17 protein-coding genes and 2 pseudogenes are annotated in these 26,022 nt (G+C 56.4%); 3 read left to right on the top strand and 16 right to left on the bottom strand.

The genetic code is table 11. The features are described from left to right. Positions 1-152: 152 nt before the first annotated feature. Entirely contained in the window at positions 153-434 is a 282-nt protein-coding gene (locus ACNJYD_RS10605) for a hypothetical protein (RefSeq protein WP_439366286.1), read from the top strand. 897 nt (positions 435-1,331) lie between these two features. On the opposite strand, the gene ACNJYD_RS10600 is transcribed toward ACNJYD_RS10605, so the two are convergent. The 3 genes from ACNJYD_RS10600 to ACNJYD_RS10590 all read right to left on the bottom strand — a co-directional run bounded on the left by ACNJYD_RS10600 (position 1,332) and on the right by ACNJYD_RS10590 (position 4,703). Further along, positions 1,332-1,718: an ectoine synthase gene (locus ACNJYD_RS10600; RefSeq protein WP_439366285.1), complete on the bottom strand. Its 387-nt coding sequence runs from the start codon at positions 1,716-1,718 to the stop codon at positions 1,332-1,334. 2,096 nt (positions 1,719-3,814) lie between these two features. Then, on the bottom strand, positions 3,815-4,075 hold the full coding sequence (locus ACNJYD_RS10595) for a hypothetical protein (RefSeq protein ID WP_439366284.1): 261 nt from the start codon (positions 4,073-4,075) through the stop codon (positions 3,815-3,817). 28 nt (positions 4,076-4,103) lie between these two features. Continuing rightward, positions 4,104-4,703 (bottom strand): GNAT family N-acetyltransferase, encoded by a 600-nt coding sequence (locus ACNJYD_RS10590; RefSeq protein WP_439366283.1) that lies wholly within the window; start codon positions 4,701-4,703, stop codon positions 4,104-4,106. Positions 4,704-5,254: 551 nt separating this feature from the next. Between ACNJYD_RS10590 and ACNJYD_RS10585 the strand changes: the two genes are divergently transcribed. Both ACNJYD_RS10585 and ACNJYD_RS10580 read left to right on the top strand, forming a co-directional pair. Further along, positions 5,255-5,347 carry a hypothetical protein gene (locus tag ACNJYD_RS10585; RefSeq protein WP_439366282.1) on the top strand — a complete coding sequence of 31 codons (93 nt, stop codon included), beginning with the start codon at positions 5,255-5,257 and terminating at the stop codon, positions 5,345-5,347. Positions 5,348-5,779: 432 nt separating this feature from the next. Beyond that, a complete protein-coding gene (locus tag ACNJYD_RS10580) occupies positions 5,780-6,295 on the top strand; it encodes a hypothetical protein (protein WP_439366281.1) in 516 nt (171 codons plus the stop codon). A gap of 702 nt (positions 6,296-6,997) precedes the next feature. Here ACNJYD_RS10580 and ACNJYD_RS10575 read toward each other — a convergent pair. The 13 genes and pseudogenes from ACNJYD_RS10575 to ACNJYD_RS10515 all read right to left on the bottom strand — a co-directional run bounded on the left by ACNJYD_RS10575 (position 6,998) and on the right by ACNJYD_RS10515 (position 25,217). After that, positions 6,998-8,326, bottom strand: coding sequence for a glutamine synthetase family protein (locus ACNJYD_RS10575; RefSeq protein ID WP_439366280.1), 1,329 nt, complete (start codon positions 8,324-8,326; stop codon positions 6,998-7,000). Further along, the gene (locus ACNJYD_RS10570; protein ID WP_439366279.1) at positions 8,326-9,612 is read right to left on the bottom strand and encodes an ATP-grasp domain-containing protein; all 1,287 of its coding nucleotides are present in this window, start codon (positions 9,610-9,612) and stop codon (positions 8,326-8,328) included. Before ACNJYD_RS10570 ends, ACNJYD_RS10575 begins: the two co-directional genes overlap by 1 nt. Next, the gene (locus ACNJYD_RS10565) at positions 9,609-10,478 is read right to left on the bottom strand and encodes an EamA family transporter (protein ID WP_439366278.1); all 870 of its coding nucleotides are present in this window, start codon (positions 10,476-10,478) and stop codon (positions 9,609-9,611) included. The genes ACNJYD_RS10570 and ACNJYD_RS10565 overlap by 4 nt, the downstream gene beginning before the upstream one ends. A gap of 162 nt (positions 10,479-10,640) precedes the next feature. Beyond that, positions 10,641-11,459 (bottom strand): gamma-glutamyl-gamma-aminobutyrate hydrolase family protein, encoded by an 819-nt coding sequence (locus ACNJYD_RS10560; protein WP_439366277.1) that lies wholly within the window; start codon positions 11,457-11,459, stop codon positions 10,641-10,643. Next, entirely contained in the window at positions 11,456-12,514 is a 1,059-nt protein-coding gene (gene rtxC / locus ACNJYD_RS10555) for a dhydrorhizobitoxine desaturase (protein ID WP_439366276.1), read from the bottom strand. Before rtxC ends, ACNJYD_RS10560 begins: the two co-directional genes overlap by 4 nt. Before the next feature lie 31 nt (positions 12,515-12,545). Then, positions 12,546-14,957 carry a 2-aminoethylphosphonate--pyruvate transaminase gene (locus ACNJYD_RS10550; RefSeq protein ID WP_439366275.1) on the bottom strand — a complete coding sequence of 804 codons (2,412 nt, stop codon included), beginning with the start codon at positions 14,955-14,957 and terminating at the stop codon, positions 12,546-12,548. A gap of 2,222 nt (positions 14,958-17,179) precedes the next feature. Beyond that, positions 17,180-19,062: pseudogene (gene cysN, locus ACNJYD_RS10545) on the bottom strand (sulfate adenylyltransferase subunit CysN). After that, positions 19,062-19,961 carry a sulfate adenylyltransferase subunit CysD gene (cysD, locus tag ACNJYD_RS10540; RefSeq protein WP_439366274.1) on the bottom strand — a complete coding sequence of 300 codons (900 nt, stop codon included), beginning with the start codon at positions 19,959-19,961 and terminating at the stop codon, positions 19,062-19,064. Before cysD ends, cysN begins: the two are co-directional and overlap by 1 nt. Positions 19,962-20,229: 268 nt before the next feature. Further along, positions 20,230-21,333, bottom strand: a complete 1,104-nt coding sequence (locus ACNJYD_RS10535) for a sulfotransferase family protein (RefSeq protein ID WP_439366273.1) — start codon at positions 21,331-21,333, stop codon at positions 20,230-20,232. A 798-nt stretch (positions 21,334-22,131) separates the two neighbouring features. Beyond that, a complete protein-coding gene (locus tag ACNJYD_RS10530; RefSeq protein ID WP_439366272.1) occupies positions 22,132-22,317 on the bottom strand; it encodes a hypothetical protein in 186 nt (61 codons plus the stop codon). Positions 22,318-23,931: 1,614 nt separating this feature from the next. Continuing rightward, on the bottom strand, positions 23,932-24,261 hold the full coding sequence (locus ACNJYD_RS10525; protein WP_439366271.1) for a hypothetical protein: 330 nt from the start codon (positions 24,259-24,261) through the stop codon (positions 23,932-23,934). A gap of 381 nt (positions 24,262-24,642) precedes the next feature. Continuing rightward, a pseudogene (locus tag ACNJYD_RS10520) lies at positions 24,643-24,919 on the bottom strand (IS3 family transposase); the annotation flags it as partial. Between the two features lie 37 nt (positions 24,920-24,956). After that, positions 24,957-25,217, bottom strand: coding sequence for a hypothetical protein (locus tag ACNJYD_RS10515; RefSeq protein ID WP_439366270.1), 261 nt, complete (start codon positions 25,215-25,217; stop codon positions 24,957-24,959). Positions 25,218-26,022 lie beyond the last annotated feature (805 nt).

The following is a 26,022-nucleotide window of genomic DNA, read 5'->3' as shown; positions in this document are numbered from 1 at the left end:
GCCCGTGTCACCGCTGACAACTCCTGCGCAGATCGATCCCATCGCAGACAGCCTGCCGAATTTGCCCATCGTTGTCTCGGATCAGAACTTCTGTCCACTAGCGGCTGCGGACAGGCCGCAAGTTTCCCGCTCTCAAGGCCGGTTAAGAGTTCGTGAAAGCCCTCGATCGCAGCATCATGACATTTGAGGTTCAGGGTCAGCGCGGAATCTGTGGGTGCAACCAGCACTTGGCGCTGAACCACGACGTCACCGAGATCAACGCCATGATCGATCCGGTGCCACTTGATGGCATATTCGGTCTTCTGCGCCAGGAGCGCGCAGGACGCCGCGTGCGTTGCCGCACATCGTGGCAATGGGCCGTCCTGGTATTTGAAAGCACCCCGACGCACTCGCCCAAACACGTCCTGTGGCAATGTGAATGGATGGGCAATTGAGAAGATCCAATCCACCGGCTCAGCCTTTAAAAAGGATGAGAGCTCTTCAATACTTTCCATGCACCGAATGTTCGCACCAATCGCCCACTGAGCAAATATGGAGTCGCCACACAACGCTGCACCAATGACGTGGTCCATCGCCACAGCCAACTGAGCGCAGCGGATGGCGGGCGTGCCGCTGCCAACAAACGCGCTGGAGAAGGTTGATGGCGTGGCAGACTGTCTATCCCGATCGTGTGGATCGTAGGCGATCGCGCGCCCGAGAGAAGATCGATGCACCATCTTCACACTTTCAGCAGTTCAGCCATCATGCTCGCCTGTCCTATCCAGGCGCGGCACCAAGAAAACTCGCTCTCACTGGTTCGGATCTGTTCAGGGCTTAACCTGGCCTGCATTGATGCGACGAAACCTCGCCCCCAAATCCCTCAATCTCCCTGCCAAGCTCCCGCATCACAGTCGCACGCAGTGTCGCAGCTACCACTCAAGCGGGCCTAAGTTTCTGGTGAGCCCTCTCATTGAACGACTTCTCCTCTATGCCCTTTAGAGGATTACGCATGTATCGTGCCAAAGGTGAAGTCGACCGCAATCAATGCGATAGCAATAGCGGTGCTATGTCAGCTGTCCAACAGCGTTGCCCGACATCGTACAATTGAGTGCGCCATCATTCAGCGTAGGCCTCGGGGCTCTCGCCACGTGTTGCGGAGTAAGAAGTTTGGACCTGGAATGCCGAAGTGATTGATCAGCTCGGCCGAACGATACTTGGGCCGCGGCTCAGCCGAGACGGTGGCGATGATTTTTTCTGAGATCCGCGTTGTGAGGTGCAAGGCAGTGCTGGATCGCCACCGAATGCTTCCGGCAATTAGCGGTTCATATGAGAGTGGCGTGTCTTCGCATCGCTCAATACGTGGATCCTGCCGGGTCGTCGAGCTTGTGGCGCTCGGTTCCGTTAAGGGGTGGGTTAAAGATGCTAACGAGGATTAGGTCCTTATCCCGTCCCCCGCGCAGGAAATGCTTGTCATGCTTGTCAAGCACGTACATGTCACCCTTGCGAATGGGAAAGACATTGCCGTCCATATCCTCGACCTCGCCCTCTCCCGCGATGCAGTAGCAGGCTTCGAGATGATTCCGGTATTGCAGAAGCGAAACGGTGTTAGCGCGCACAACGGTGTGGCAGATGCTAAAGCCCATCCCGTCCTCATCCGTCAAAAGGCGGTGGCTAGTACCATTGCCCCAATCGACGAAGTGATTGGTCGCTTCAACGTCGTGCAGGCTACGGACAATCATAGCGTTCGATTTCCTGATGCAGGTTAAAGTGAACATCGCGAAAGCTGGAGGCGGTTGTTCTGACCTGCAAGCGCAGCTTCCCGGTCCTCCAGCGGAAAGTCATGGTATGATCATCTGTGCGTTGCAGGCAGGCAAGAACCTACCAATTTAGGTTCGCCACTCCCCCGTGCCGGCTAGCGAAATATCCCCTCTGATCCAACTCGGTCCTTGCACTCCTGTTATTGCGTGGGACACGGCGGAACTCCGTCGGAACAACCTCTCGGCGATCGTCGAGAACAAATGCACTGGTCTTCCGGAATCGGCTACGCCTAACACGCTGCCTTTCTCCGCGTGGGGACTGGATACAACAATCGGCGTGAGGGTATTGCGCAGGCGGCGGCAGTGGCCCGCGCGTACTATTTTGATGCTCCCTAGTTCGCCCGGCATCGTCGCTTACGTCCGTACTGCCCAGAATGCTGTTGACGGTTCTGCCGACGACCCGAAGTGTTTCCGATCGCAGTTTTGGCAAGCTCTTTTCCTTCCTTTGCTGTGCCTCGCGGCACGAACAGAGCTCCGGAGCCTCTCAGCTCATAGAGCAAATCCCATGCCGCGGCCCCAGACAGATAATGGACAACTTTTCCGGTGTTTCAGCTGCCTAGCGAGTGGAAGGATTCGGCTGGGTGGTGTAGCAAATCTAACAAGCTGCCAAGAGATATGGCTGACGCGAGCAAGCCCGCGAACCACGACCGGTCGGACAGTGCGGCTTGTTAATCCCGCGCTGTTGGTAGGCATTTAATACGATTGCCTCAGACGTTCGGCAGACGTAACGCCCTTTGCTGTCGAGCTGATGATCGTCCTGCCTTATCGCCAGGAGCGCATCACTCGTGATGCTGTGCATTGATGCGAGGTCAACCACTCTCGAGGCCCTCCGGAGAATGGCTCGATCATCTATTAATTCTTCTTCCTCCAGCGTCGCTTGGGTCTCACGCAACTCCGCCCCACCACGCGGCCGCCCGGGGCGCCAAGCCGCAGCTCGCGGCGTCAACGATTGTCAGCGCGGCATAGCAGCTGTCAGATGTCCGCAGCGGGAAGAATGGGTCCTTTGTCGAAGGGGCGGCTAATGATCGACAGCGCGTCCGGCGCGGCGAAGATGGGGTTTGCGCGCGTAGCCGGCACGCTCTTTCAAGACCTTATTCTCGACTGGTGTTGCTCGCGAGGATACAGGCACCGCAATACTGAGAAGCGCGGCCAGACGCTTGACGGTCAGCACCGGCTAATGCGACAGAACATGAAGTGCGCGCAGACTGGCTGAGCCGTGGCAACACTTCCGTCGCTTCCGCCATAGTCGCCAAGTGCAGACAAAGCGTCGCGGGTTTTCAGGAGCTCATCTGTGGTGAGGGCGATCGCACTCCGCCATGAATCAGGCCGCTTCACGCCCTTCGAGGCTCTGCTGAGCTGCCTTGATAAGCTGTCTTGCGGGCTTCAATGTACGGCGACACGTAAACGGCATCATTTCCTTCAGCGGCGATCATCAATGGCAAAAGCAGGCGGCCAACGCGGCCGAACAATCGGTGTACGCGCTGCGCGATCCGCTCAAAGGTGGCATCAACGTAGTTCGAAGTTCGCAGCAGCCGCTGAACGTGCTCTTAGCGCGCTAAAACAATCCCGAAGGACGGGAGCGACAGACAACATGTGACCACTAAGCGTTATCGAGTCAACACCGTGGAGAGAATCTAAGGCGGTTCTCGGGTTTTGGAACAGTGCATATGGCCCGCACAGAGCCGCATCAGAATGAATGCAACTCTCTTCAAGTCCGGCGCCATGTGAGGCTTCGCGAGCCTTGCTGACGTTGTCCTTGCCCTCCTTCATTGTGGTCCCAATGTTTGCTACCACAATCGCTGACCGATGTCGAAAGCGGTCGCCTTTCGCGCAAGATCGTCATAGGCAATTTCTCCACTGCAGCCGGACTGCACTACAGCATGCTCGAGTCGGAGAAGCCGAACAGCCTTCCTCACACTGTAATGTCTGTCACTCGAGAAGTATCCTAGTCCATCTGGAAACAGTTCTCGACCGAGATATAGCCCATACGCATTTCTTTCAGCCCCTGTACTCGTAACTTAACCCCAAGCTTCAGAAGGAGCCGCTCGGAGTAGCTGGGCAAAAAACCCGATGACTTCGCATTCCAGAAGACGGGAGCTGATCCGATAGGATTGGGGGCCAAAGGGGCCGCCGAAATTGTTGCCTGAAACAGTCATGAAACGCCACAACGATTCGTAGCTGAATCCTTTAGCGAAGGGATAACCAAGGAAGGATTCGTTCGCTGCCTTCATAGTCTCAAATAGATCATCAATGCGTCTTTCGTGTTGTTGATCAACCATCAAGAGCCCCTGCGAACATTTCAAGCGATCACGCCTTTGGTTGGCGTAACATGGGGAAGAACGGTGGAGAACCGCCGACTTGGACTTCCGTCAAAACACTCCAACCTTGTTGAGCATAAAGTCGCATCGCGTGCGGACTGGTCGCCTCCAAGTGCACAGGTCTCTGCGCGGCATCTGAGATCTCGGTTGTGTGCCGAAGAAGATGTCGTGCGAGCCCTGATCGCTGATGTATGGGATCAATGGCTACCATGGTCACGTACCAATGCGGCTGATGCGGATTGTACTTACCGAAAGTTTCGAAAACTCTTTCGGTTTCGGAACGCCGGTGCGCAGGAACGCTGTTTAGAAGGAATTCCATCATGCTGGTGTTGTCGCGCTTTTCGCCAGCTGTGTCCCATAAGATCGCCCCCTTGTCGCCGTCGTTAAGGTATGCGCCGCTCGAATATGGACTGCCGCAGTAGTGCTTAATAAATCCGTTAAAATGCTGCAGGTACTCCCGCGGTTCAGGGTACAGCCACCGCAACAAAGGACACATCGTAAATGCGGTTGTTAGGATCGCAAGGACTCTAGAGTGGTCCTGAAGATCGATAGTCTTGATCGATAGTGCATCCCCATTGGTGGATTGCATAGTGCCTCCTTGCGCTGCCAGTGCCGAAATTGTGGCCCTACCGATCTAGCGCTTTGAATGCACCGACCGCGTCGCCAAAAAAGCTGCGGTAGCAAAAGCCAGGCCAACGAATTGTGCGGCTCGTCTTGCTTCTTGGAGTGGAATGTCTTCTTCGCGACAGGACGAGACGCGGTTGCCGTTGGGAAGCTAGCGCTTGCGAAAGCGCTAGCACGGGCTGGCTGATGCGCAACAGCCACCCGGGAATCGCCTGCCGTGAGATTTTCGGCACGGATATGGGCCGAGCGTTCCTGTCGGCCGCGAAGGCTCGGAGAGAGTCGTAAGGATCGCCGGCTTCGGCGGCTGTTCTGCCCGGCCAGCGATCCGCCCAGCTCAACAGGATCATCCTGCGGCGCGGCTTCCTCGCCTCACCGGGAGTTAGCGGCCTCCGGGCGGCAGGAGAGCGAAGGATCGTTTAAAGCCGTAAATATCCGTATCAGGTGGAGTGAGATGGTTCACTCTTCACGCTCGGCATTTACCCCGCGAGGCCCCCGCAGCAAATTGCAGATGCTGTGATGTTTCTCAGCTCGAGCTTGGCTGACCACATCCATGGTCAAACCATTCTCGTCGATGGCGGATGGACATTGGGTGTCTCCACTCAACCCTAGCTGCAGGCCATAAAATCGAATGCCTTCAACCTAGCTGTACCAAGCGTGAGGAGGTGGCGAAGCCACACATCGTGATCGCCAGGTCGCAGCAACAGCGCGGCGGCATCGGGTATGACTGACCTTATGCCTAGGCCGAAGGTTTCCACCTTGAAGTCGTCTCGACGGGGGCACGGCGCCATTGGATGTTGCGAAAAGCAGCGGATCGTCCCTGAGAGCTATGACGGTCGACGTCTGGTGTTGGCGATGGGGCGACGTAACCGGCTGCGTCTGAAACTCGACGAAGCGATGAGCGATTCCACACGCTGGCCTAGGCTATGCGAGCTTACTCTGGCCTAGGCCGACCGGATCGTTTCTGGAGGCACGTAAATTGCTGGATAACGAGCAGGAGCTCGCGCAAGGAACGCAAGCCGCAGCGACTATCTCGGAGTTCTAATGTGGCTGATCCGATTAATCCTGTTCCACCTGGCTTTGATGCTGCTTGCACCTGAATTTTCAGACCCAACGAGTGCTGCCGCTGGCGCAAGTCCTTCGAGCGTCAAAGCTGTGGCGACATTCAAGCAGAACGGTCCCGGAGAGGTGCTATCAAGCTTCAGGACTGGCGGCTCCTACGACAGCCAAACGACGCTAGCCGCCCCTGGTCAACCGGCGGACAACTTCCGGCCGGTCAATCTGGCTGGCGATTCCGCGGGGCTGGAAACCGGCCTTATATGCATGATCCGCACGCCCCAACGCCCGACTGGCAATTTCCTCGATGACGCTGATAGGATTAACATCCCCCTCGTGACGTACGGCATGTGCAATCCTGCCGGTCCGCCTTTTAACCTCTTAGCTGCAGAGACGCCGACCTCAAGCAATACAGCGACCCTCGGCGGGATGCTGGTTGTCGCTTTTCTGACTATTCTTGTCGCGATTTTGGTAGAAATAAACGGCCCAGGTGCGGGCACGTGAGGGAAGCAGATCTGAGCTATATCGCAGTTGCCGTTCAGCTGACCTCCTGCAACTGTTCACTAGTTGCGATCCAGCGTTCATGCCGACGGACCCACGGGAATCTGTCGTCCTCCAGGGTACGGCAAGACCACCCTCATACGCTGCATTGCCGGGATCCAGCGTCTGACGTGGAGTCTGCTGGGTCGCGCACTCATCTACGTCTCATCGCGGGTGTATTTCAACGGCCGCTTCTTCTCATTTGTCTGCGAAGCGTACTCTCCTGTAGAGCGCGTCATCGGGGCGCTGGAGCGACAATCCTTTACGCATCTTCGCGAAATAGACCAAGCAGCATTTCTCGTTCTCATGAATCCAGGACCACAAGCGATTGGTCCTTCTTCGCTGGCAGTGAATTCAGAGCGCCGCGCGGAACGCGTCCTGGTCAGCACTGATCTACGCCAACCTCGTCGCGCGCGCGGAGCTCCGCGGTTCTACAGCGTCGCGCGTCACTACTCTTCGGCTTCGCTCCACTGGACAAATATTGCCCTTTTGTCTTCCTTTGAATCAGTCGAGCGCATCTTACCTGCATCGCACCGAAGCAATCGCAATCGCGGCCACAGAGCAGTTGGCAGCAGACCTCATCAGCTCCCCACGGTTCTCCCCTAACGAGAGGAGCGCCCTTCACGTGGCTGCGAGAGGAATGAAGCACAGAACTGTCAAGACCAGCTAGATGATCTCGAAGTATCTCCGACGTTCAAAGTCGGTCACTCGATTCTGAACGGCGTCCCATTCCCAACGGCGCGAGCAAGAAAACGTTTCAACAAACCTTTCTCCGAAAACCTCGTTCGCTGCTTCCGACTGTGCAAAACGATAAGTTGCCTCTGATAGGCTTTGAGGTAGTCTTGCGGTCATTTCCACGCTTGCATCGCCGGCGATCGACGCGGGTAGTGCCACACATGTCTCGACCCCCAATATTCCGGAACCAATGGCACATGCGAGCGCAAGATATGGGTTTACGTCTGCGCCTGCCAGCCGATATTCCAGACGATGGACAGAAGGCTCTCCCGAGATAACGCGAACCGCGCAGGAACGGTTGTCAAATCCCCAGCTTGGACAGATTGGTGCCCAGCAGCCCGGCACCAACCTCTTGTAGCTATTGAAGTTCGGCGCAGCGAGCACACAAAACTCGTTCATGTAGTTTAATTGTCCGGCGATGAATTGCCTCATAAGCTTTGAGAAGTTGCCCGCCGCATTGCTGTCGTGAAATGCATTCTGACCGCCCGAGGACATCGAAATGTGAATATGGCCGGACTGGCCCGGCCAATCCTCGGAAACCTTGGCCATGAATGTAGCCATCATGCCTCGCCTTTGCGCCCATGCTTTTATCATCGACTTGAATATGGTTGCTCGATCGGCAGCTTCCAAAGCATCACAATGACGAAGTGACGCTTCGACCACGCCCGGTCCCGTTTCGAAGTGCAGCCCGCTGAGAGGTATTCTAGCCTTTTCACAAAGGGCCAAGATCTCATCGAACAGCTCATGTTGAGCAACAGAGCGCATAATCGAGTAGCCGAACGCACCCCGCGTTAAAGGAACCCATTCGCTGAACGGCTTATCCTCAATTGTATCGGCGTTCTCCTTGAACAACATGAATTCAAACTCGAATCCGACAGCGCATCTGTATCCGAGGTCAGCAGCCCTTCTCAGGACCTTACGCAGAACACCTCGCGGGCAGATGTTCTCATGTGCGCCAATGAACTCGGCGAGGTAGAGATATTGATTACCGACATCAGACACCGAGCGGCCGGTGGCAGACAGAATACGCAGATCAGCATCCCCAAATGCTGTTAATGGCTGCTGCGTGAAACTGATCGGAATGACCCGATCCGAACAATCCCACGCCAGCACTGCTTCAGAGAACTTGATGACTTTATCTCGACCCGAGAGATCTTCACCTAAGACGTGTTTGCCTCGCAACACACCGTCGAAGTCGCTTACGCCGATCATCGCCGCGTGGGCGGGAACGGCTGCGGTCACGGTTGCTTCAGTTGCCATCACTGGCTATCCCGCGCCACCAATTCGAACACCTGGTCCATTCGCATTGCTCGCAACTTGCGATAGTCATCGTCAAGCTGACTCTCGTCGCCATTCACGAGATAGACGATGCCTGGTGTCGACGCCAAATCGATGGTCGGAACCAGCTTTTCACCAATTGGAACGAATGCAATGGCATCCGCAAAGCTCGGGAGCTTGCGGATTGCTTCGAGTCCCGGGTAGCCGGCAACGACACCGCCCCTGTCGGAGATCAGGGAGACACATAGTGCGTGCGCCGTCCGCTTGTACGGCCCGCGCATCCTCATGTACTCACCAAAGCCTTCGGGATTTGCGTAGCGCCAAGCGGTCAGCGTGATATGGTTGTGTCCCAACGCCATGGTTCGTGCTTTTGCCGACATAGTCCCTTGAAGCCTCGCCCCGAAGTCCACCAGAACGGGCCCCCGATGATCGACAATGATCTCGGCATGAGCCGGTCCCTCGAGGATCTGAAGTGCCTGCAACGCACGTTTCAGGTAGTTAGTGAGCTCCTGCACGATAGGTTCGCTGCCGTCCAACAATCTCTCGAGTGAGCAGACCGATGATGCCCCCTCGACAGGAACGGTGTCATAGGTCCAGGCCTCCGTAATGAAGGCATCTCCGTGGATCGAGACGGCGTTTACGGTGTATTGTTGACCGTTTATTTTTTCCTGCCCGAGGGCAAAACGATTCAATGCTCCGACACGGTTCGTCTTCCCGATAATCGTTCTTAGAGCACGCTGAATATCGGAATCTGTCGAGCAAAAGAATACGTCCTCGGTGCCCGTACTGTTCAGAGGTTTGATCACAATCTCGTCGAAGTTCGCCTCGCGCTTCCAGCTTGCGATCTCTACAGCATTGTCAGACACGATTTGTCTGATCGATCGCACACCGGCATAGGTCAGCGCGCAAGACAATCGTGCTTTGTCACGCCGAGCCGCCGATAGCGCGGTCCCGTTTGAAGGTAAGCCCAGCCGCTCGGACAACGAATCGGCGAGTTCGACTCCAGACTCGCAACCCGCGATAACGAATTCAACTTCTCTGCCATGTAGAGCCTGAAGATGATACTCAACGACCTCATCATACCCCATGCGTTCACCGGGGCGCATGACCTCATCGTACAGATCCGCATCGAAATGCGCTTGGAATATGGGTGGAATCTGTGCGGCCGACATCACATGCACGGTCCCAATTCCATAGCGCTTGAATTCTTCGGGTAGGTAGCGGCCGGTAGAGTATGCGTCCACGACAACACATTTCCGTTCTTTCATGCGGATCTCCGATACTGCAAGTAGATGTTGCTGACAGCGATAGCCGTAATGAGGACATTTCCAACGAACGTATGTGACGAATGCACGATGCGAGAATCGAAGTACTGGAACAGGAAGGTGACGATGGGGGCGGTGGACAGGACCATGTTGACGGTGAAGGGCTCTACGCGGCGAATGCCCTCCTGAATCAAGAGCAAAGGCAAAACGATTGTCGACAGCCCAATTGCTGCGATCGGAAGCCAATGCTGCGAGATCTCAGGCACGATAGATGAATAGTCGACCAGCCCCAGCAGCAAGAGAATGGTTCCATAAAAGCGATGCGCCAGCACTTGTCGGCCGGAAAACCCACGATCGAACAGCACCTTGACAAGTATATTTGTAAGGGCGAGCGATAGGCCGGCCAGGATGGCCAAGACGATGCCAAAGGACGATCGAGCCCCCCACTGCACGCCCGCATTGCCGCTGGCCGAGATCCAAATCATGTAAGTCCCGATCGTCGCAATCGCAGCGCTCACGACAATATCGGATGTTGGCGGGGCGCCCCTGCGCCTGATCAGGGCGTTTAACCACACTGTTGCGGCAGGCCCCAACGCCACCATGAAAGCGGCCACGATCGCAGGTTCAGCGTATTTCAGTCCTATAAATAGGCCGATCCAGCTGATCGCCGTCACGACGTTAAGTGCGACGAAGACCAGGAGCGGCCATTTACCGGCTCTTGCTTCGCCTCCCTCGTGGCGAGCCAAGAAGTTGAACGTCAGACAAACCACAGCGAAAGACAGCAGGAGCGCCACGAAGACATCGGCTTGCTGAAAATACGATGCCGCATAAACCTCGCCTGCCGCGCTCAGAGCGACATAAAGCGCCACAAAGAACACTCCTAGAACGAAGCCACTCGTCAAGCGTCCACCCTTTTTGTGCCCGCGAGGCCGGGCGGAGCTCTCGGAAGCCCAGGCGCGTGCGTCGGTTTCGGAGGGCGGCCCCTTCGGCTCGCGCGAGCCGCGTTTCGTTTGCAATATCACGATCTGCCTCTAGCCGTTCTTAGTCCGGCAGTACCCAACACACGCCTCTCCAAATGCTTTGAACAGTTGCTTGCTGAGGAGGTCGGTTGAGACGTGCCATTCGGGGTGCCATTGCACGCCGATTTGCAGCGTCGGAGCGCCAATCACTGAAGCTGCCTCGACCAGACCGTCAGGCGCCCACGCCTCGCCCCTCAGCGCTGGGGCAAGCGTCTCAATGCCTTGATTGTGCAGCGAGTTGACTTGCGCTTCGATCATCCGCGCGATTGGAAAGAGTGCGCCATCGGATGATATCCTGACGGGGTGCGCGGCATCGTACTGACGGTCCCTGGGACGATCTGGCTTCTCGGCATGCATGGCGCCGCTTTCTCGCCTCCACTCCGCAAGCGATGGGCGGAGTGTGCCGCCAAAATAGACGTTGAGTTCCTGAAGCCCACGGCAGATGCCCAGAATAGGCATTCCGAGGGCGATGGCGCTCTCTATGGCTGCGGCAGAGAGCCTGTCCCGCGGACGGTCAAGGATCCCAGCCTCAACATCCTGCCGATCAAAATCCACAAAGGACGCGGGCGCTGACAGAACGGCGGGGTCCACGTTCGATTCATCCCCTGTCAAGACCAGACCGTCGAGCCGGCGCATGATGGCCGGGGCGACTTCGTCCCTAGCATCTTCCGCGTCGACGGTCGGCAATACGACGCAAGCCACTCCCGCATGACGATGGAGTGCCTGCACGTACTTGCGTCGTAACCAGTCGCGATGCACACCATCGACCAGAAGACGGTTCGAAGTGACGGCGACAACGGCTTGGGTGCGCTCGGGCTGTTGCAACCTCACGCCACCTCGCCTCGCGTGCGAACGCCGGCAACGGACTGCTCATACAGCCGTCGATTTCGCTCTTTCAACTGAGTTATGACGCTAGGCTGACCTTGAGGCCCCGCGACAAAGAGCCCGCCCCAGGTGGCGGCGACCTTCGCGTAGTTCGGATCCTGCATTCGGATTTTCTGAGCCTTGCGCAACAGCCAAAACGGGATGCCGGGTGAAAGGTGGTGCTCAAGGTGGTACTCATCGAGATTCTGCCCTAGGATGGCTCGTTCGAGGAAGCTTCCTTTCCGATTCCTGGTGAGATAGACGTTCTGCGTCTCTGTTTCGCACATGGGTGAGTGCTCAGCGAGTTCGATAAACCAGCCGAGAACCTGAAACGTGGTGAGATAGGGCACGATCCAAAACAGGACGACGACATGGAGCAGACCAAGAGCGTATGACCCGGCCAGGATGCTGAACCAGAACAGATAGAAGCCATACCTGTCGACAAGTATGCCTGAGCGGCTCTGATCTTCGGTCTCTTCGATCGAAAACCGATTAGTCCAAAGATACTTCAGATACGCCACTGTCGCGCCGCCGAAGATCGGCTTCCAGATGATGTTGAAAGCGTATTTCTCTGGAGGCTTCACATCGTAGACGCCGCTGGCCAAGAAAAACTTCAGGTCGGGATCCTTGTCCGGGTCGCCGAGATAAGGATGATGCAAGTAGACATGGGAGATCCGGTAGGCCCAGTGGCGCTGGAACAAGGGATAGGAAGCGAACAGAATGCCCAGGACATAATTCCAGGTCGTGTTCTTCGCGAGCGTGCGGTGAGCCGCATCGTGAGCGATGGTTGTCAATCCGCGCTGATAGGCACCAATCAGGAGAACGGCCAGCGGATAGAGCCACCACGAGACAGACACGGTCGCAAGCGTGAACGCTGTGATGACAGCGTAATCTTTCACAATGTAGGCGGCCCCCGTGATGTTGTCCGGCCTTAGCTCCGAAAGCTGCTTATTGATCTCCCGACTGAATTGAACGGCCTCATAGCGTGATGACCTCAGTTTCCAAGCGTCTGCATGATTCATGAGAACCTCTTCCTGATCGCCTTGCAGGTTGTCAGATTGCGGAAAGCGCTTTGTCCAGATCGCGCAAGATGTCGTTAACATCTTCGATGCCGACACAAAGTCGGATTGAGCCGCCAAATATGCCGGCCGCTTCGCGCTTTTCCCGCGGGACAGTGGTGTGGGTCGTCGAGACAGGATGAGTCACGAGCGTGCGGGCATCTCCCACATTGGAAACGTGATACATCAAATCAACGTTCTGGATGAACTTACGCCCGGCCAGTTCGTCTTCCACTTCGAACATGACCATCGCCCCATACCCGTATGCGGTGTTGAGTGTCTGCTCGACGATTTCCCGATCGGCGCCTTCAAAGAGTCCCGGGTAAAAGACGCGACGCACTTTAGGATGCTCCTTCAGAACGCCGGCGACGATCCTGGCATTCGCGCAGTGCTGCTTCATGCGGAGCGGCAGCGTTTCAAGGCCTTGGATCAGTTGAAAGCTCGCAAACGGGGCGATAGCTGCGCCCGTATCACGCAACCAGGTCATGCGAGCCTTGAGAAGAAACTCGCTCTTTCCCAGATCATCGACATCGCGCACGGCGTTGTGCCAGACAATTCCGCCATGCGCTTCGTCGGGACCGTTGAACAAGGGAAAGCGAGAGGCTCCCCGATAGCTAAATTTTCCGCTGTCAACGATTAGTCCGCCGAGGGTCGTGCCATGACCGGATATATATTTTGTTGCAGAGTAGGTCGTAACTGCAGCGCCCAGGTCTGACGGCCGACATACCATTGGCGTCGTCGTATTGTCTACGACCAGAGGCACGCCGTACCTTCGGCCGATTTCCGCCAGTTGCTTGACGGGGAGCGGAATCAGACACGGATTCGAAATTACCTCCCCGAACAGGCAAATCGTGCGATCATCAATGGCACGTTCGAAGGTCTCGGGCCTTCGGGGATCTGCTGTCCTCACGCTGATTCCCAAACGCTTTAAGGTGTTGTGGAGCAGGTTCCAGGTATTGCCATATAGATACGGAGAGGCAACGATATTGTCCCCTACTTCGCCACTTGAAAGGTTGATGATAGCAAGGAACGTCGCCGCTTGACCTGACGCAACAGCGAGCGAGTCGCTGCCCATGTCGACAGCGGCGTAGCGCTTCTCCAGCGCGCGGGTCGTCGGATTGATAATCCTGGTGTAGGTGAACCCATCCGCCTTGACGTTGTAGACGTCGGCGATGTGATTTAGATCGCCATCGAGTTCATAAGCCGTATTCTGGTAAATCGGCACTGCGACGGCTTTTGTCACCGGGTCGCGTCGATAGCCCGCATGCAGAACAGCAGTCTCGGCGGAAAGCCGCAGCTGCCGCTCTCCAGCTGCTTGAGCCGGTATCTTTAGGCGCGCCCCATATGCCTCTAGGCCCGACGCCGGCCGTGCTGACCGAGCCTGACCGGATCGGAAATATGAACGAAAGGCGCATCCCAACTGCTCAATCCAGCTGGATTGGATTTCCCCAATGCAACCGATGCGAAAGCTCCGCGTCGCAAGATGCAGCTTCGAGTAGACGTAAAGATTATGGGCCGCCAAGTGGCGATACAGCCCATCGAATGCTGGCTGGTCCACTATTCCGGGTGGCGCACTGAACGCAATACAGACCGGGGACTGCAACTCGGGGGACAATAGCGGAGCCACTATCCCTTCGAGTTCCTTGATGAGGTCGTCTCTAACCTTCTCATACCTGAAGCGCCTCGCATCGATGCCTTCCTCGTACAGAATCTTCAAAGCCATTGTCGTTGCCTGAACGACGTGGGTTGGAGGGGTCGACCGCCACTCACCCGTGCGCTCGAGCGAGCGCCATTGATCTCTCACATCGAGCACAAACGATCTCGGTTCTTGAGTCGCATTCTCCAGTAGCTCGCGCGAGGCGATGACAAACGCTACTCCCGGTGGCCCTTCTATGCACTTGTTGCTCGATGTGACCAGCACGTCAGGTCCACGCTGGCTCAGATCGATATTGAGGGCGCCGAAGGAACTCATCCCATCGATGATGGTCTTTACGCGACGTCGCCTCGCTACCTCCACGATCTCGTGCAGCGGATTGACAATTCCGGTTGTCGTCTCACAATGCACGAAACACAGGTGCGTAACGCCGTGATTTCGGCTCAGATACTCACCGATTTCTTCCGGATCCAAAGGATCGGTCGCGCGCTTGACAAGCTTCAGCGCTTCGACACCCCACAGCCGCAGCATTTGTAGAATGCGCTCGCCATAGATGCCGTTTACGCAAACGAGCGGCCTGTTGGCTCGGGGCACAAATGAAGAGAGGGCCGCCTCCATTGCAAAGGAGCCACCTCCTTGAATAGGGACTACCGAATATTCCTCAGCGTTTCCCAGCAAGCTGAGCATCAGCCGCCTCATGCAGGCGGTCACCTCCTTGAACTCGTCATCGCGAGACGCGAGATCAAGCTGCATCTGGCTCCTAACCGCCAGCGATAACGATAGTGGACCAGGCGTCAGCAAAGACCGCTGTCTTGTCAAACCATTCCTCCTAACATTGTATTGGTCGATGACCTGGAGTACGCACAGCAGGGAGCGCTGGGGCGCGCGTCCCATTCCTCATCAACAGCTTCGAATGAAGCGGCATGTATCGCAGACCCGCTTCATGTCCGCGGCCTTAACGGCTGTCGGATGACAACCTCCCTATCTCATCGCGGATGAGAGCGATGTTTCACAAAGCTCCTCATTGAGGCCCTTCAGACCTCTGAATTTTCCTTTGGCACTAAACGCTCGGTCGCAACCGGCGACGTACTAACGCTCTCATCCACTGTGACGTATGTGCAAGCTTGAGCGCGGTCGCCCTCTTGCAGCTATGAAGCGCCAGTCGGCTGACGATTTACGTGCGAGCCTGTCCGGTCAGGCACTCTTTACGCTAACCAGGCGATGAGACAGGAGTCCACGTGCCCGCATGATCAACGCAAGGCACACTCGATAATCATGGTTTGCAGCGGGAGTCTAATGCGTTGCTTGGGACTTGATACATTTGCACTCCGTCGCTGGTTGGAGAATCTCGGATCCTGATGGCTGTCGATTTCGAAGATCGTACAACTTGACGTTACGGGCGGTTCAACCCTCTCCTGGGATTTTCTCACGTGAATTTTTCGTGACGTAATCCTATTTGGCGGCGACAAGCTGACGTAAGCAGCAGAGGACAGAGGATTCACAGCGCGGATTGAACGTTAAGAGTTCAATTTTGACCTATCGCAAGCATTCCGCCTGCAAGCGCGGGCCGGACCGAATTGGGGCTAGTCGTCCCGTTTACGTGCCATCCAGGCCAAAGCGCCATATGCTCGGAGCTTCTCCGCGGTGCCGGCAAGATCACTCCTGCATCGCTTTGCTGTTATCAGGTCCTTTGAATAGGGCGAACTTTGCCGCCCGCAGTCGAGCCTCAACTTGATGGCGATCGAGCGATCCTGGATGCTGGCCGCTTAGCAAGGATCAGTGCGAGACCTTTCGGCGAGCGGCCGTGCGACAGAGCATATTGTCCTGATTTGCTAGGAGGCGTCGAACCGCGTTCAAATGAGTGGCGACGCGTGTCCATCTCTCAAATCGACCGCTAGGTCGGCTGCATCCATTGTTCGCGCTACACGTCGCTCGCCGCGGGACCTCTCACCGAGCGATCATGGCGGCGGTCAAGGCACCGTGATTTACAGCGGTCCAAACGCTTGAGCTGGCGAGCCATGCATCATCAGCGGTGAGCGCTAGTACCTCGCCCATGAGGCACTCTAGTTCGACGATAGTCACTTCCGATCCGTTCTGCTCGCTTTGATTACTCCGCATGCCCGCTCGTTGATGTGCACTCGCGTTCTACGCCGTCTTCATTGCGGTCAAGCGCGTCGATGGCTGACCAGATCGGCTCATCGAGAGATCATTCTTTGTCGCTTTGCCAGCGATGAGCTCCCTTTCCTTTTCTGCCGCGTCAATTGCCGCCTTCATGGCAAGCAACGATGGGAGGGCGGACCGGAGCATGACGCTAACACGCGACGGAGCTCCTTAACGCAGGATGGCTAATGTTCGCGGCAGCGTTGCCTCGCGATGCGAAGGTACTGGGCGTACGCCGACGGTGTTCGCCTACGAGCGGCGGCCAAAAGGAAGCAAGCTTGCCGGACGTTACCATAGGCCACGACAGGATGGATCGCGACCGATGCTCGCTTCAGATTGGTCAATATACCTGGAGTAAGCCCAGGCTCGCCGGATAGCCAGCCCGGAAAATCGCGCCCCGAGCTTCGGACCATGTGGGAGATTGAAGCCAGCCGATTCGTGCCCCCGGCTCGGCTTGAAGGGCAGCTCGGCGTGTCCTTCGCCGCACGCGCAGCAAGAGCGCCAAGCAAACACTCAACCTAGAGGAAGTCGGACTTCCTCTCTGGCCTTTCTCACCGCATCGTAGATTTTGATCTGCAGCATGGGACGGCGTCTCTTGAGCTCCACCGCTTCTGACCATGCTCCATCCTTGCTTGCGTACTCGGTTTTGAATTGGCCATCCACTTCGAGCACATAATCGGAAGCTGGCAGTACACGAGTGGGTGCGACCATTGTGTTCCTTTCGAACGAAACGTTCTACGGCAGGACCCGCCTGAGCCAGATCGCCTGTGCCGCGCCAGCAGGCTATTGTGCGAATTGACGTGGCGCGAGGACATCTAACCATCAAGAATTGAGCGCGCTATCAAGACGTCCACTACCGCTTTCGCTGAATGCTCTAGGTTCTGCTCAATGGTCCTGAGATGAATATCCGGTGTTTCTGGTGCTTCGTAGCACGCGTCGATTCCGGTGAAGTTCTTTATGTTGCCTGATTTCGCCTTTGAGTACAGCCCTTTCGGATCTCGCCGCTCGCATTCCTCGATCGGCGTATCGACAAAGACTTCTATGAACTCTTTCTTGCCAACCAGGATGCGCACCCTCTCCCGTTCGGCTCTCGTGGGCGAGATGAACGAGCAGATCACAATCAAGCCGCTCTCCGCCATCAACTTGGCAACTTCACCGACACGCCGAATGTTCTCCACGCGGTCCGCCTCCGAGAAGCCCAGATCCGAGCTTAATCCGTGTCGGAGGTTGTCGCCATCCAGCAGCATTGTATGCCGCGACATCGCGAACAGCGTTTGATCAACGAGATTGGCAATAGCCGACTTTCCCGCGCCAGACAGGCCGGTGAACCAAATGACGCAAGCTTCTGATTCTTGAGCGCGGCACGCTCCCCCCTATCCACGGATAGCGCTTGCCTAGCAATATTGGCGGTCTGCCGTAGCGGAGCGGCAATCATGCCGGCGCCGGCCGTCCGATTGGTGTAACGATCGATGAAGATGAATGATCCGGTCTTCCGATTGACATCGTAAGCATCGAATACCGCGGGCATTGTGGTCGCAACATTACAGAAGGCGATCTCGTTCAACGAAACCATCCCGGCGGCCAGATGCTCACAAGTGTTGACGTCGATCCGATGCCGAATTTCGGTAATGCTGCCGGAAATCGTCTGCGATCCAATCCGCAGGATGTAATTGCGTCCGGGAGCGAGCGGCTCCTCGTCCATCCAAATCACATAAGCAGCGAACTGGTCGGCGACCTTCGGTTGATCGTCCGGTCGGGACAGAATGTCGCCACGGCCGATATCAATTTCGTCTTCCAGTGTAATGGTCACCGCATCCCCGGCTTCGGCGCCGATAAGGTCGCCACCGTGGGTCACGATCCGCTTGACGCGCGTGGTCCGTCCCGACGTGGCGACAATGATCTCATCCCCCACCGAGATCCTCCCGGAAGCGACCGTCCCGGCATAGCCCCGAAAATCCGGGTTTGGCCGGTTCACCCATTGTACCGGAAAGCGGAAAGCCTGGCTTGCGGTGCCAGACTGGATGTCAATGCCCTCCAAATATTCAAGCAGGCAGGGACCACGATACCAGTTGGCACGCGCGGAGCGGTCCACGACGTTATCGCCGTAGCGGGCCGAGATTGGGATCGGAACGATCGAGGTGAAGCCGAGACCGGCGGCGAAGGTCATATAGTCACGGACGATCCGGTCGAAGCACTCCTTGTCGTATGCGACAAGATCGTTCTTGTTCACTGCCAGCACGATATGACGAATACCGAGAAGCGCACAGATAAAGGAGTGGCGGCGCGTCTGAACCATCACGCCTTTGCGGGCATCGAGCAGGATAATGGCGAGCTGGGCCTGCGAGGCGCCGGTAGCCATATTGCGGGTATACTGCTCGTGGCCCGGAGTGTCGGCCACCATGAAGGAGCGCCGCGGCGTAGTGAAGAAGCGGTAGGCAACATCGATCGTAATGCCCTGCTCCCGTTCGGCCTCGAGGCCGTCCACAAGCAGCGCGAAGTCGATGTTATCCCCGGTGCTACCGTACTTGATGCTGTCGCGTTCTAGCGCCGTGATCTGATCGTGGTAGATCATCTTGCTGTCGTGCAACAATCGGCCGATCAGCGTCGATTTGCCATCGTCCACCGAGCCACATGTGATGAATCGCAGCTGATCCTTCGTCGGGGCCGGCACCGGTTCCGCTGTCGGTTTTGTAAACATCAAAAGTAGCCTTCCCGCTTCTTCTTCTCCATTGAAGCGGCTTCATCGGTGTCAATCAGGCGCCCCTGGCGCTCAGACACGGTCGCGGTCTGCATTTCTGCGACGATATCTTCGATCGTCGTCGCATAGGATTCAATAGCCCCGCTCAAAGGATAACATCCAAGGGTGCGAAAGCGGATCATCCGCATTTCCGGCGTCTCGTCGCAGTTAAGCGGCAATCGCTCGTCGTCAACCATGATCATCGCACCATTTCGATGCACTATCCGTCTTCGTTTTGCGAAGTAGAGCGGAACGACCGGAATTTTCTCGATCATGATGTATTCCCACACCTCGAGCTCGGTCCAGTTTGACATCGCAAACACGCGCATGGTCTCGCCCTGGCGAATCCGTGTGTTGAACAGGCTCCAGAGCTCCGGACGTTGGTTACGGGGGTCCCATACATGTCCGGCCGAACGGAAGGAGAGTATCCGTTCTTTTGCGCGACTCCTTTCCTCATCGCGCCGGGCTCCGCCAAAGGCGGCATCGAATCCGTGGAGGTCGAGCGCCTGTTTCAGCGCGTCCGTTTTCATCACCTGGGTGTGGAGCGCCGAGCCGGAATCGATCGGATTGATCCCACGCGCACTGCCGTCCTCGTTGACATGGACAATCAGGTCGAGGCCGAGCCGCCTGGCTGTCGCGTCTCGGAAGCTGATCATCTCGCGGAACTTCCAGGTCGTATCGACGTGAAGCAGGGGGAAAGGTAGTTTTGCCGGATAGAACGCCTTGATCGCAAGGTGTAGCAAAACGCTCGAATCTTTTCCGATGGAGTAAAGCATGACGGGCCTTTTGAACTCGGCGACCACATCACGCATGATTTCTATCGATTCAGCTTCGAGACGGTGCAAATGTTTTGGCAGCATATATCTTGCTTTCGGTGCAGGATCTCTGTTCTTCGCCGCTCTATAGCTGCAGCAGCCTAGAGCGGGGAACAACCGCGGCAGAAACGGCCGGTGAAGGCGCATGGCTTGTCAATGAGGCCAAGCCCGGTTCGACAGCAGACTTCGGACGTGGCAGCATATCGCATTGCTCGTACGGCCGGCGCGTGCGGCACACCTGATCGGGAGATCAGCGCGCCGGTTACTCTTGCTAAATCAACCAGCATGGCTTGATCACAAGCATTCAGACTCCTTAGGAGATCCTGAGGATCTGCTCAAGCCGCGCGACCTCGCCTCGCAACATCTCGATAGCCACGTCCCGATTCTCCGAAATGTTCCAAGCATTGTGGGCCGACTCTCCAGCGTGAGATAAGCTGGACAGTCCTCCCGCCTTGGCACTTCGCAAATCCCACCAGGTTCGGAATATCCGACGATAAAGTTCGGTTACTTCGCGTCCCCTGTCCAGAACTCCGGCTTTCTCGGCATGCAGCAGTTCCCGCTCATACCCGAGTTCTACCAAAAGCTCGGCACCGACCAGATCGGTCACAGTTTGCATCTCTTCGACGCTCAATTGAGATTGCCATGATTTGACAGAGCTTTCGTCGATGGTGTTTCGTTCCAGGATTTTTCGGTCTCCAATGCTGCTGGACCGAAGATAATCTGCTCGTCCCATGCTTACCGATGCGACGCCTCCTGGATCACAGCCGAGTGCTGTCAGCAGACGCTGGATTTCCTCGTCCGGGTGCGCCACGAGCAGTTCGTATTGCACCAAATGAGTCCGCGACCGAATACGTTGCGCGGCGAGCCTAGGAAGACCCAAAACCAAATCGGCCAGTGAAGATATTATGCCATCGGGCAGTCGAAGCATGAGATCAGCGAGACTGGATACGCTGACCGGCTGCGCGCTTTCTGCCCGCAGTGGGATGCCCCACGTCGATTTCAGTGAAGCGGCGATCGCGTAGGGATTGCGCATCAGAAGGATGTGTGGCGCTTCCGGATAGACGGATTCAACAAATTCAAGTGCTGTCCAATAGCGTGGTGTCTTATCTAAGATGATGCGCTTGCCCGCTTTTGCCAGATACTGATCGTATGCTGCATCTGCAAAAGCGCGGCTAACAATCATGCGATCTATCCGTCCCAAGAATTCGGAGGTCGCGGCCTCAATTAGTGAGCTGCCGGCCGGATGACGCCGATCCACCTTGCCAAATGCTTCAAGCGCCAGCATCAACCAGGGTTCGGGCGGAGCCACAATGTCTGGATGGAGCTGCAGCAAATGCGCCAGGAGTGTGGTCCCGGATCGTGGAAGTCCAAGGAGAAAGCACACCTCAGATGAACGACCGAGACGTTCGCTCATCATTCAGACACTCGTGCTTGGCAAGCGCCATCTGTCGGCGCTAGCTCGATTGGGCGAAACAAAGCCGGCCGCCGGATCACATGGGGGCGACCGCTTACGTACCAAGTGTCGAAAGGACAAGAATTTTGTCTGCCACTCATGACTTGAGACCCGTTCAGTCCCGATCGGGCGGGATCACAGAACGATGACTGCAATCGCTTCCCCGATTATTCGACCGATAAAGCGAAATCAAGCAACAGCTCAATTGCACGAAGATTGACTGTGAATATGGGAAGGTTGAAAAGACCTATACGGAGGTTTGCCAAAGACCGCGCGCGGCACATGGAAGGTTGCTACGTATAGAAGATGCATGCGCTGGGGCATTGAAGAGGTAACTGCGACATGCACCTTGCTGAGGCTCGGCATACACAAACAATTTCGGCATATGAGCGGAGTGCTGCAAAGAAGCAGACCATATCGCGGACATCACACATGGCAGGACGCAGCAATCTTCTCAGCGCGGGATCGATCCAGACGCTACCTCCAGTGAGCGCCGCCGTTGGTCGGTCAACACACTGGATCGGCCGTTCGTGTGGGAGATCCTTGACGAGGCCATCACCAAGACAATGTCTTCACTGCCAATTGGTCACAACCGTTGAGACCACGTCTGAGATAGTCCGTCAATAATGTGAGGATGCTGGAGCTCCCACCGCGACAGTGAAACACCATCCAAACACTCTCTCAGTTCCGACAAAATTTCTATGGGTACTGAGGGCGGCCCAGCGAGCCGCCCTATCGCGCCAGTACCAGCGCTGCTCAAAACTACCGCTGATGTCCGAGTCCGATTCCAAGATGCAAGGCCTTCTGGCGGAGCGCACCGATGCTGCGTTTGGTCATCTTTGCTATTTTTATGACCGGGGTTCGGGCCTTCGAATGGACTTTGAGCTCCTTGATATCTGCCCTCGTCCATTCGCGCCGCTTAACGCGTTTCTTGGTTGCTTTCTTCACGATGAATGCTCCTTTTGAGAGGAGCGGCTTGTAGCATAGTTTTCACGACACGACGACCGCAAAAAATAGACAATATGATAGGAGTGGCGCCAGGGTATAGCTTGGTCATGCCTTCCAAACGCGAGACGTCTGGGCTAGTATAGCTGTGGAACTGTAAACTTCACATACACCTCGCGCTCTGAGAACTTTCCAATCGACGCCCTTCTATTCGCAGCTAAGCAATTGACACTCTCTAGAATGAGTAAGCCAACCGAGAGATCAGTTTAGCCGACCGGCTCGACCACGCTGATGTGCATTTCTCCATCCCTCAGATTAAAATCAAGCCAATATCCCCTCGCCGCGTTGAACAACTTCGCAATACCCATTACACGCCACTATCTCAAAATGTGAACTTCAAGATCTAGTTGAGTAAATCACCATCAGCTAGGAGATCGGCTGGCCGTCACGGCGGTAGCGGTTTACGTGGGCTCAATCGCTTGCCGTGGGGCGCTTTCTGCCCGCGTTCGTTCCCAGCTGCGAAGTCAAAGGGGTTGCTCAGCTTTCGGCTGTTTGGGCGATCTCTCGCTCAACCTACGCCTGCATAGCATACCGATCTAAGTGTTGGAGCGTCTCAAGACATTCCCTTCCCTCCTCGGTGAGGATCCAGCACCCGGCTTCCCGCATCAGCTTTGGCCGAAGATACCGACTTGGGGCGCGCGGCCTGCGATGCGCTTCATACAAGCTGGCCACTATCTTCAGTATAGACAGCAGAAAACTCACGCACACGCCATTGACCCGAGGAAAAGCCCGATAACGCCAAATTTGCGGTAAGCTCCAGAGGCGTGCCCCGCCTTCAAACGAAAGCTTCCTCCTTAAGCCCAATGCGCGACACCCGCCTCCTGTCGCCGCGGTAAGCAACGCTTTCGACGGCATCGGCCACATCCTGCCCGACGTTTCCGAAGAACGATTCAGCATCAGATAGCTGCGTTGACTAGGAGTGTGACGAGGTCTCAAGTGTCGCGTTGGACCGGTACGAGATCAAACGACGTCGGTGGTAACCACGCTGTTGTACATCTTGACGAATGACGTCGCTCACGGAACGAACCGCCCGCTTCTTTATCTTCCAATTGCCGTCCAATCCCGCGGGGATCCCAAAGCTTGTCGGAACGACCAAGAGATCGTGTCTTTGGTTCAAATAGATATCGAACATGTGGTGTCTCTTGTCGCACGAGCGTAGATCGGTCGTTCATCGGTTTGGTGACATCGAAGCAACAGTCTCCTTAAAGTCACTGGACGATCAAATGACATTCGAAAGCTCCCGTCCTGATACGTCAAGACCGTCACGGGCACGATGGTGGCGCAAGATGTGAGCGTGTTCACGTCCCAACTTAGGGTCCGCTGAGAGGCGCACTCGACGATGGTCGACCTGAAACTTGGCGAGAGTACATCTAATTGACTCAGCTACTTTGCGGCTCTGCGGAACCTACGCTACAATTTTTGGGTTCTGGCAACTAGTTGATGCAGCATAACCCTGACCAGTCCTAGCGAGCACACCCTCGCCAGCTATCAGGCCCCCCAAGCAAAGGCTTTACGAGGCGCCGCCTCGAGAAGCAGACGATTACGTTTATCGCGGTACTAGTTTGAAGTAATCTCCGACCCGTCTTCGCGGACCGTGTCGAGAGTAAAGCAATGGCCCCCCGACAAAGATCCACCTATGGCGGTGCCGAGCCGGACGACCGGAAAGCGACTGTGTTCAAGGAACCGGGCCAGTTCGGGGCAGGCGTCGTTGACTAAAACGACCTCAGGAGGGACCGAAATGACGTTGATATCTATGTAATGACTGGACAACAGCAGATCGTCATCGTCGTAAGCGGGGGAACTATTTTTGAGTGGTTCGGGCGCGACTATCACCTGCGCATTGCTTCCGGCAAATAATCGGTCACCTTTCGAGACCGCACGGGTCATCGGGTCGATGCACGGTCACGTTAAGTTCCCGCAACGTGTTCACAATTCCTTCGACGTCCTCATTCAGTTTGTCGAGATAGCGGTTCTTGATCCGGTGGCGGACCCGTGAGCCAGCTTGCGTACCTGCTGCCGCCCACGAGAGAACGCGGATAATACCACGCCGGGCGAAACTTAAGATTGATATAGAAGAACAGATCGCAAGAGAGTTCGCGATCTTGAGCCGCATGATTGGTGGCCGTACCCACCACGACTTCCTTCAATCTCGACCACTGGTCGTACGAATTTAAGATCACGCCTACCCCGCATTGACCGTGCCTTCAGATTCCATAGACCGACTGCCGATCTGTGCCGATTGTGTAAGTGGAGCCTCTGCCATAGTAAGGCTACCACACGGAATGGCGGCTGCCGGAAGTAAGCTTGATCCGGAGCGCCGCCGCCAAGGCTCGAAGGCGGACGCCGGCCATTGTAGAATGGCGAGGCATCGTCCGATCGAGACGCGGGCGTCGGACAGAGTCAAATAGGCATGCCCGACGAACACGTTGTCGCGCCGGGCAAGCAAGCCGTGCATGCTCGTGGCGATGCCATGACTGGCGAGCACGCCGGTCAACCTCGCGCCCGTGAACTACGAGCCTTGGTCGGTGCTGAAGATGTCCCGCTTCCGTGGAACATTCAGGAAGTGCGAAACCCTTGCTTACTCATGAGAGCTCGTCCTTGCGGGATGCTCGAAAGGCTGATGCGGACGGATTAGCTAATGCAGGTGGGGTTCGAAGCTCCAACACATCGGCGAAGACTGTCCAATCGCGGACACTCTTTTGCTTGCAAAAATCAGTTTCCGCCTGCTGAGCAGCAGCACTCAGGGAGGCGGCATCGACCTTGAATGCTGCCTGGCAGGCACGGTGCTCGCCGCCAGTATCGTCACAAACGGTCTTAATAAACCGAACGTTAAATGAAGGCATGCCCCTCTCTTCCCGTGGTTCGCCCTATCCACTATTCTGCCATTCGCACCGAGAGTACTTGATCTGCCTCAAGCAGCACCCCAAGAGGTCTGTCTGCTCCTCCGAAGATAGATCCAGATGTAACAGCGCGGCGCGAGCCGCTTGTTGTTTCGCGAAGAATAGGGATGGCCTGTCTGTCCTACCTGCCTTATCGCACGACGCTTTGAGCCGAGGGGCAGCGCCTCTCAGGAGCCTCATGCCGCCGACCGGCAAACTCACGTCTTTGATCGGGGATTGTCTCGCAGAGACGATCGAGGGCAACATGCACTATCATCGCAGGCGCGCGCGCGGATTTCTCATATGCGGCGGCGAGGGACTATACGCGCAGGCGATCGTAAGCAGGCAAGGAACCCCGATCTTGCATCCGACGGTCCACCAGCCGCCCCCACAGCAAAGCCGATCATAAGGCTTGTCGCAGCCCACGTTTCGATGAGCCCTAGGCGCAGGATTTCAGTGCCAAAACCTAAGGATGGAATCAGCCCCGGCAAGGCTACCGACAATGAAAGGCGAACAATCGTTTGACCATCCGCGTGCACGGAGCAATGAGGAAAAATGCTGCCGTAGCCCATGGAGCGTGAGTTGCGCCTCAAATCAACACACTGGCGTGTTGCGGGGAGCGCGAGGCCCTGGCGGACGCCCGAGTTCGGACATGTCGACTGCCAACCCGGGCGTCTGCGGCACGTAGCGGCCGCTCGAGCTCAACCACTCGGACGGACCAGCCTTTTGACCCGCATCAATGCTGCGGCGGCTGCGTCCTGATAGAAGT

The sequence above is a fragment of the Bradyrhizobium sp. SPXBL-02 genome (assembly GCF_051853065.1).
Lineage (GTDB): Bacteria > Pseudomonadota > Alphaproteobacteria > Rhizobiales > Xanthobacteraceae > Bradyrhizobium.
Note: the sequence above shows the minus strand (reverse complement) of the source record. Positions and strands in the feature narration are given on the sequence as shown.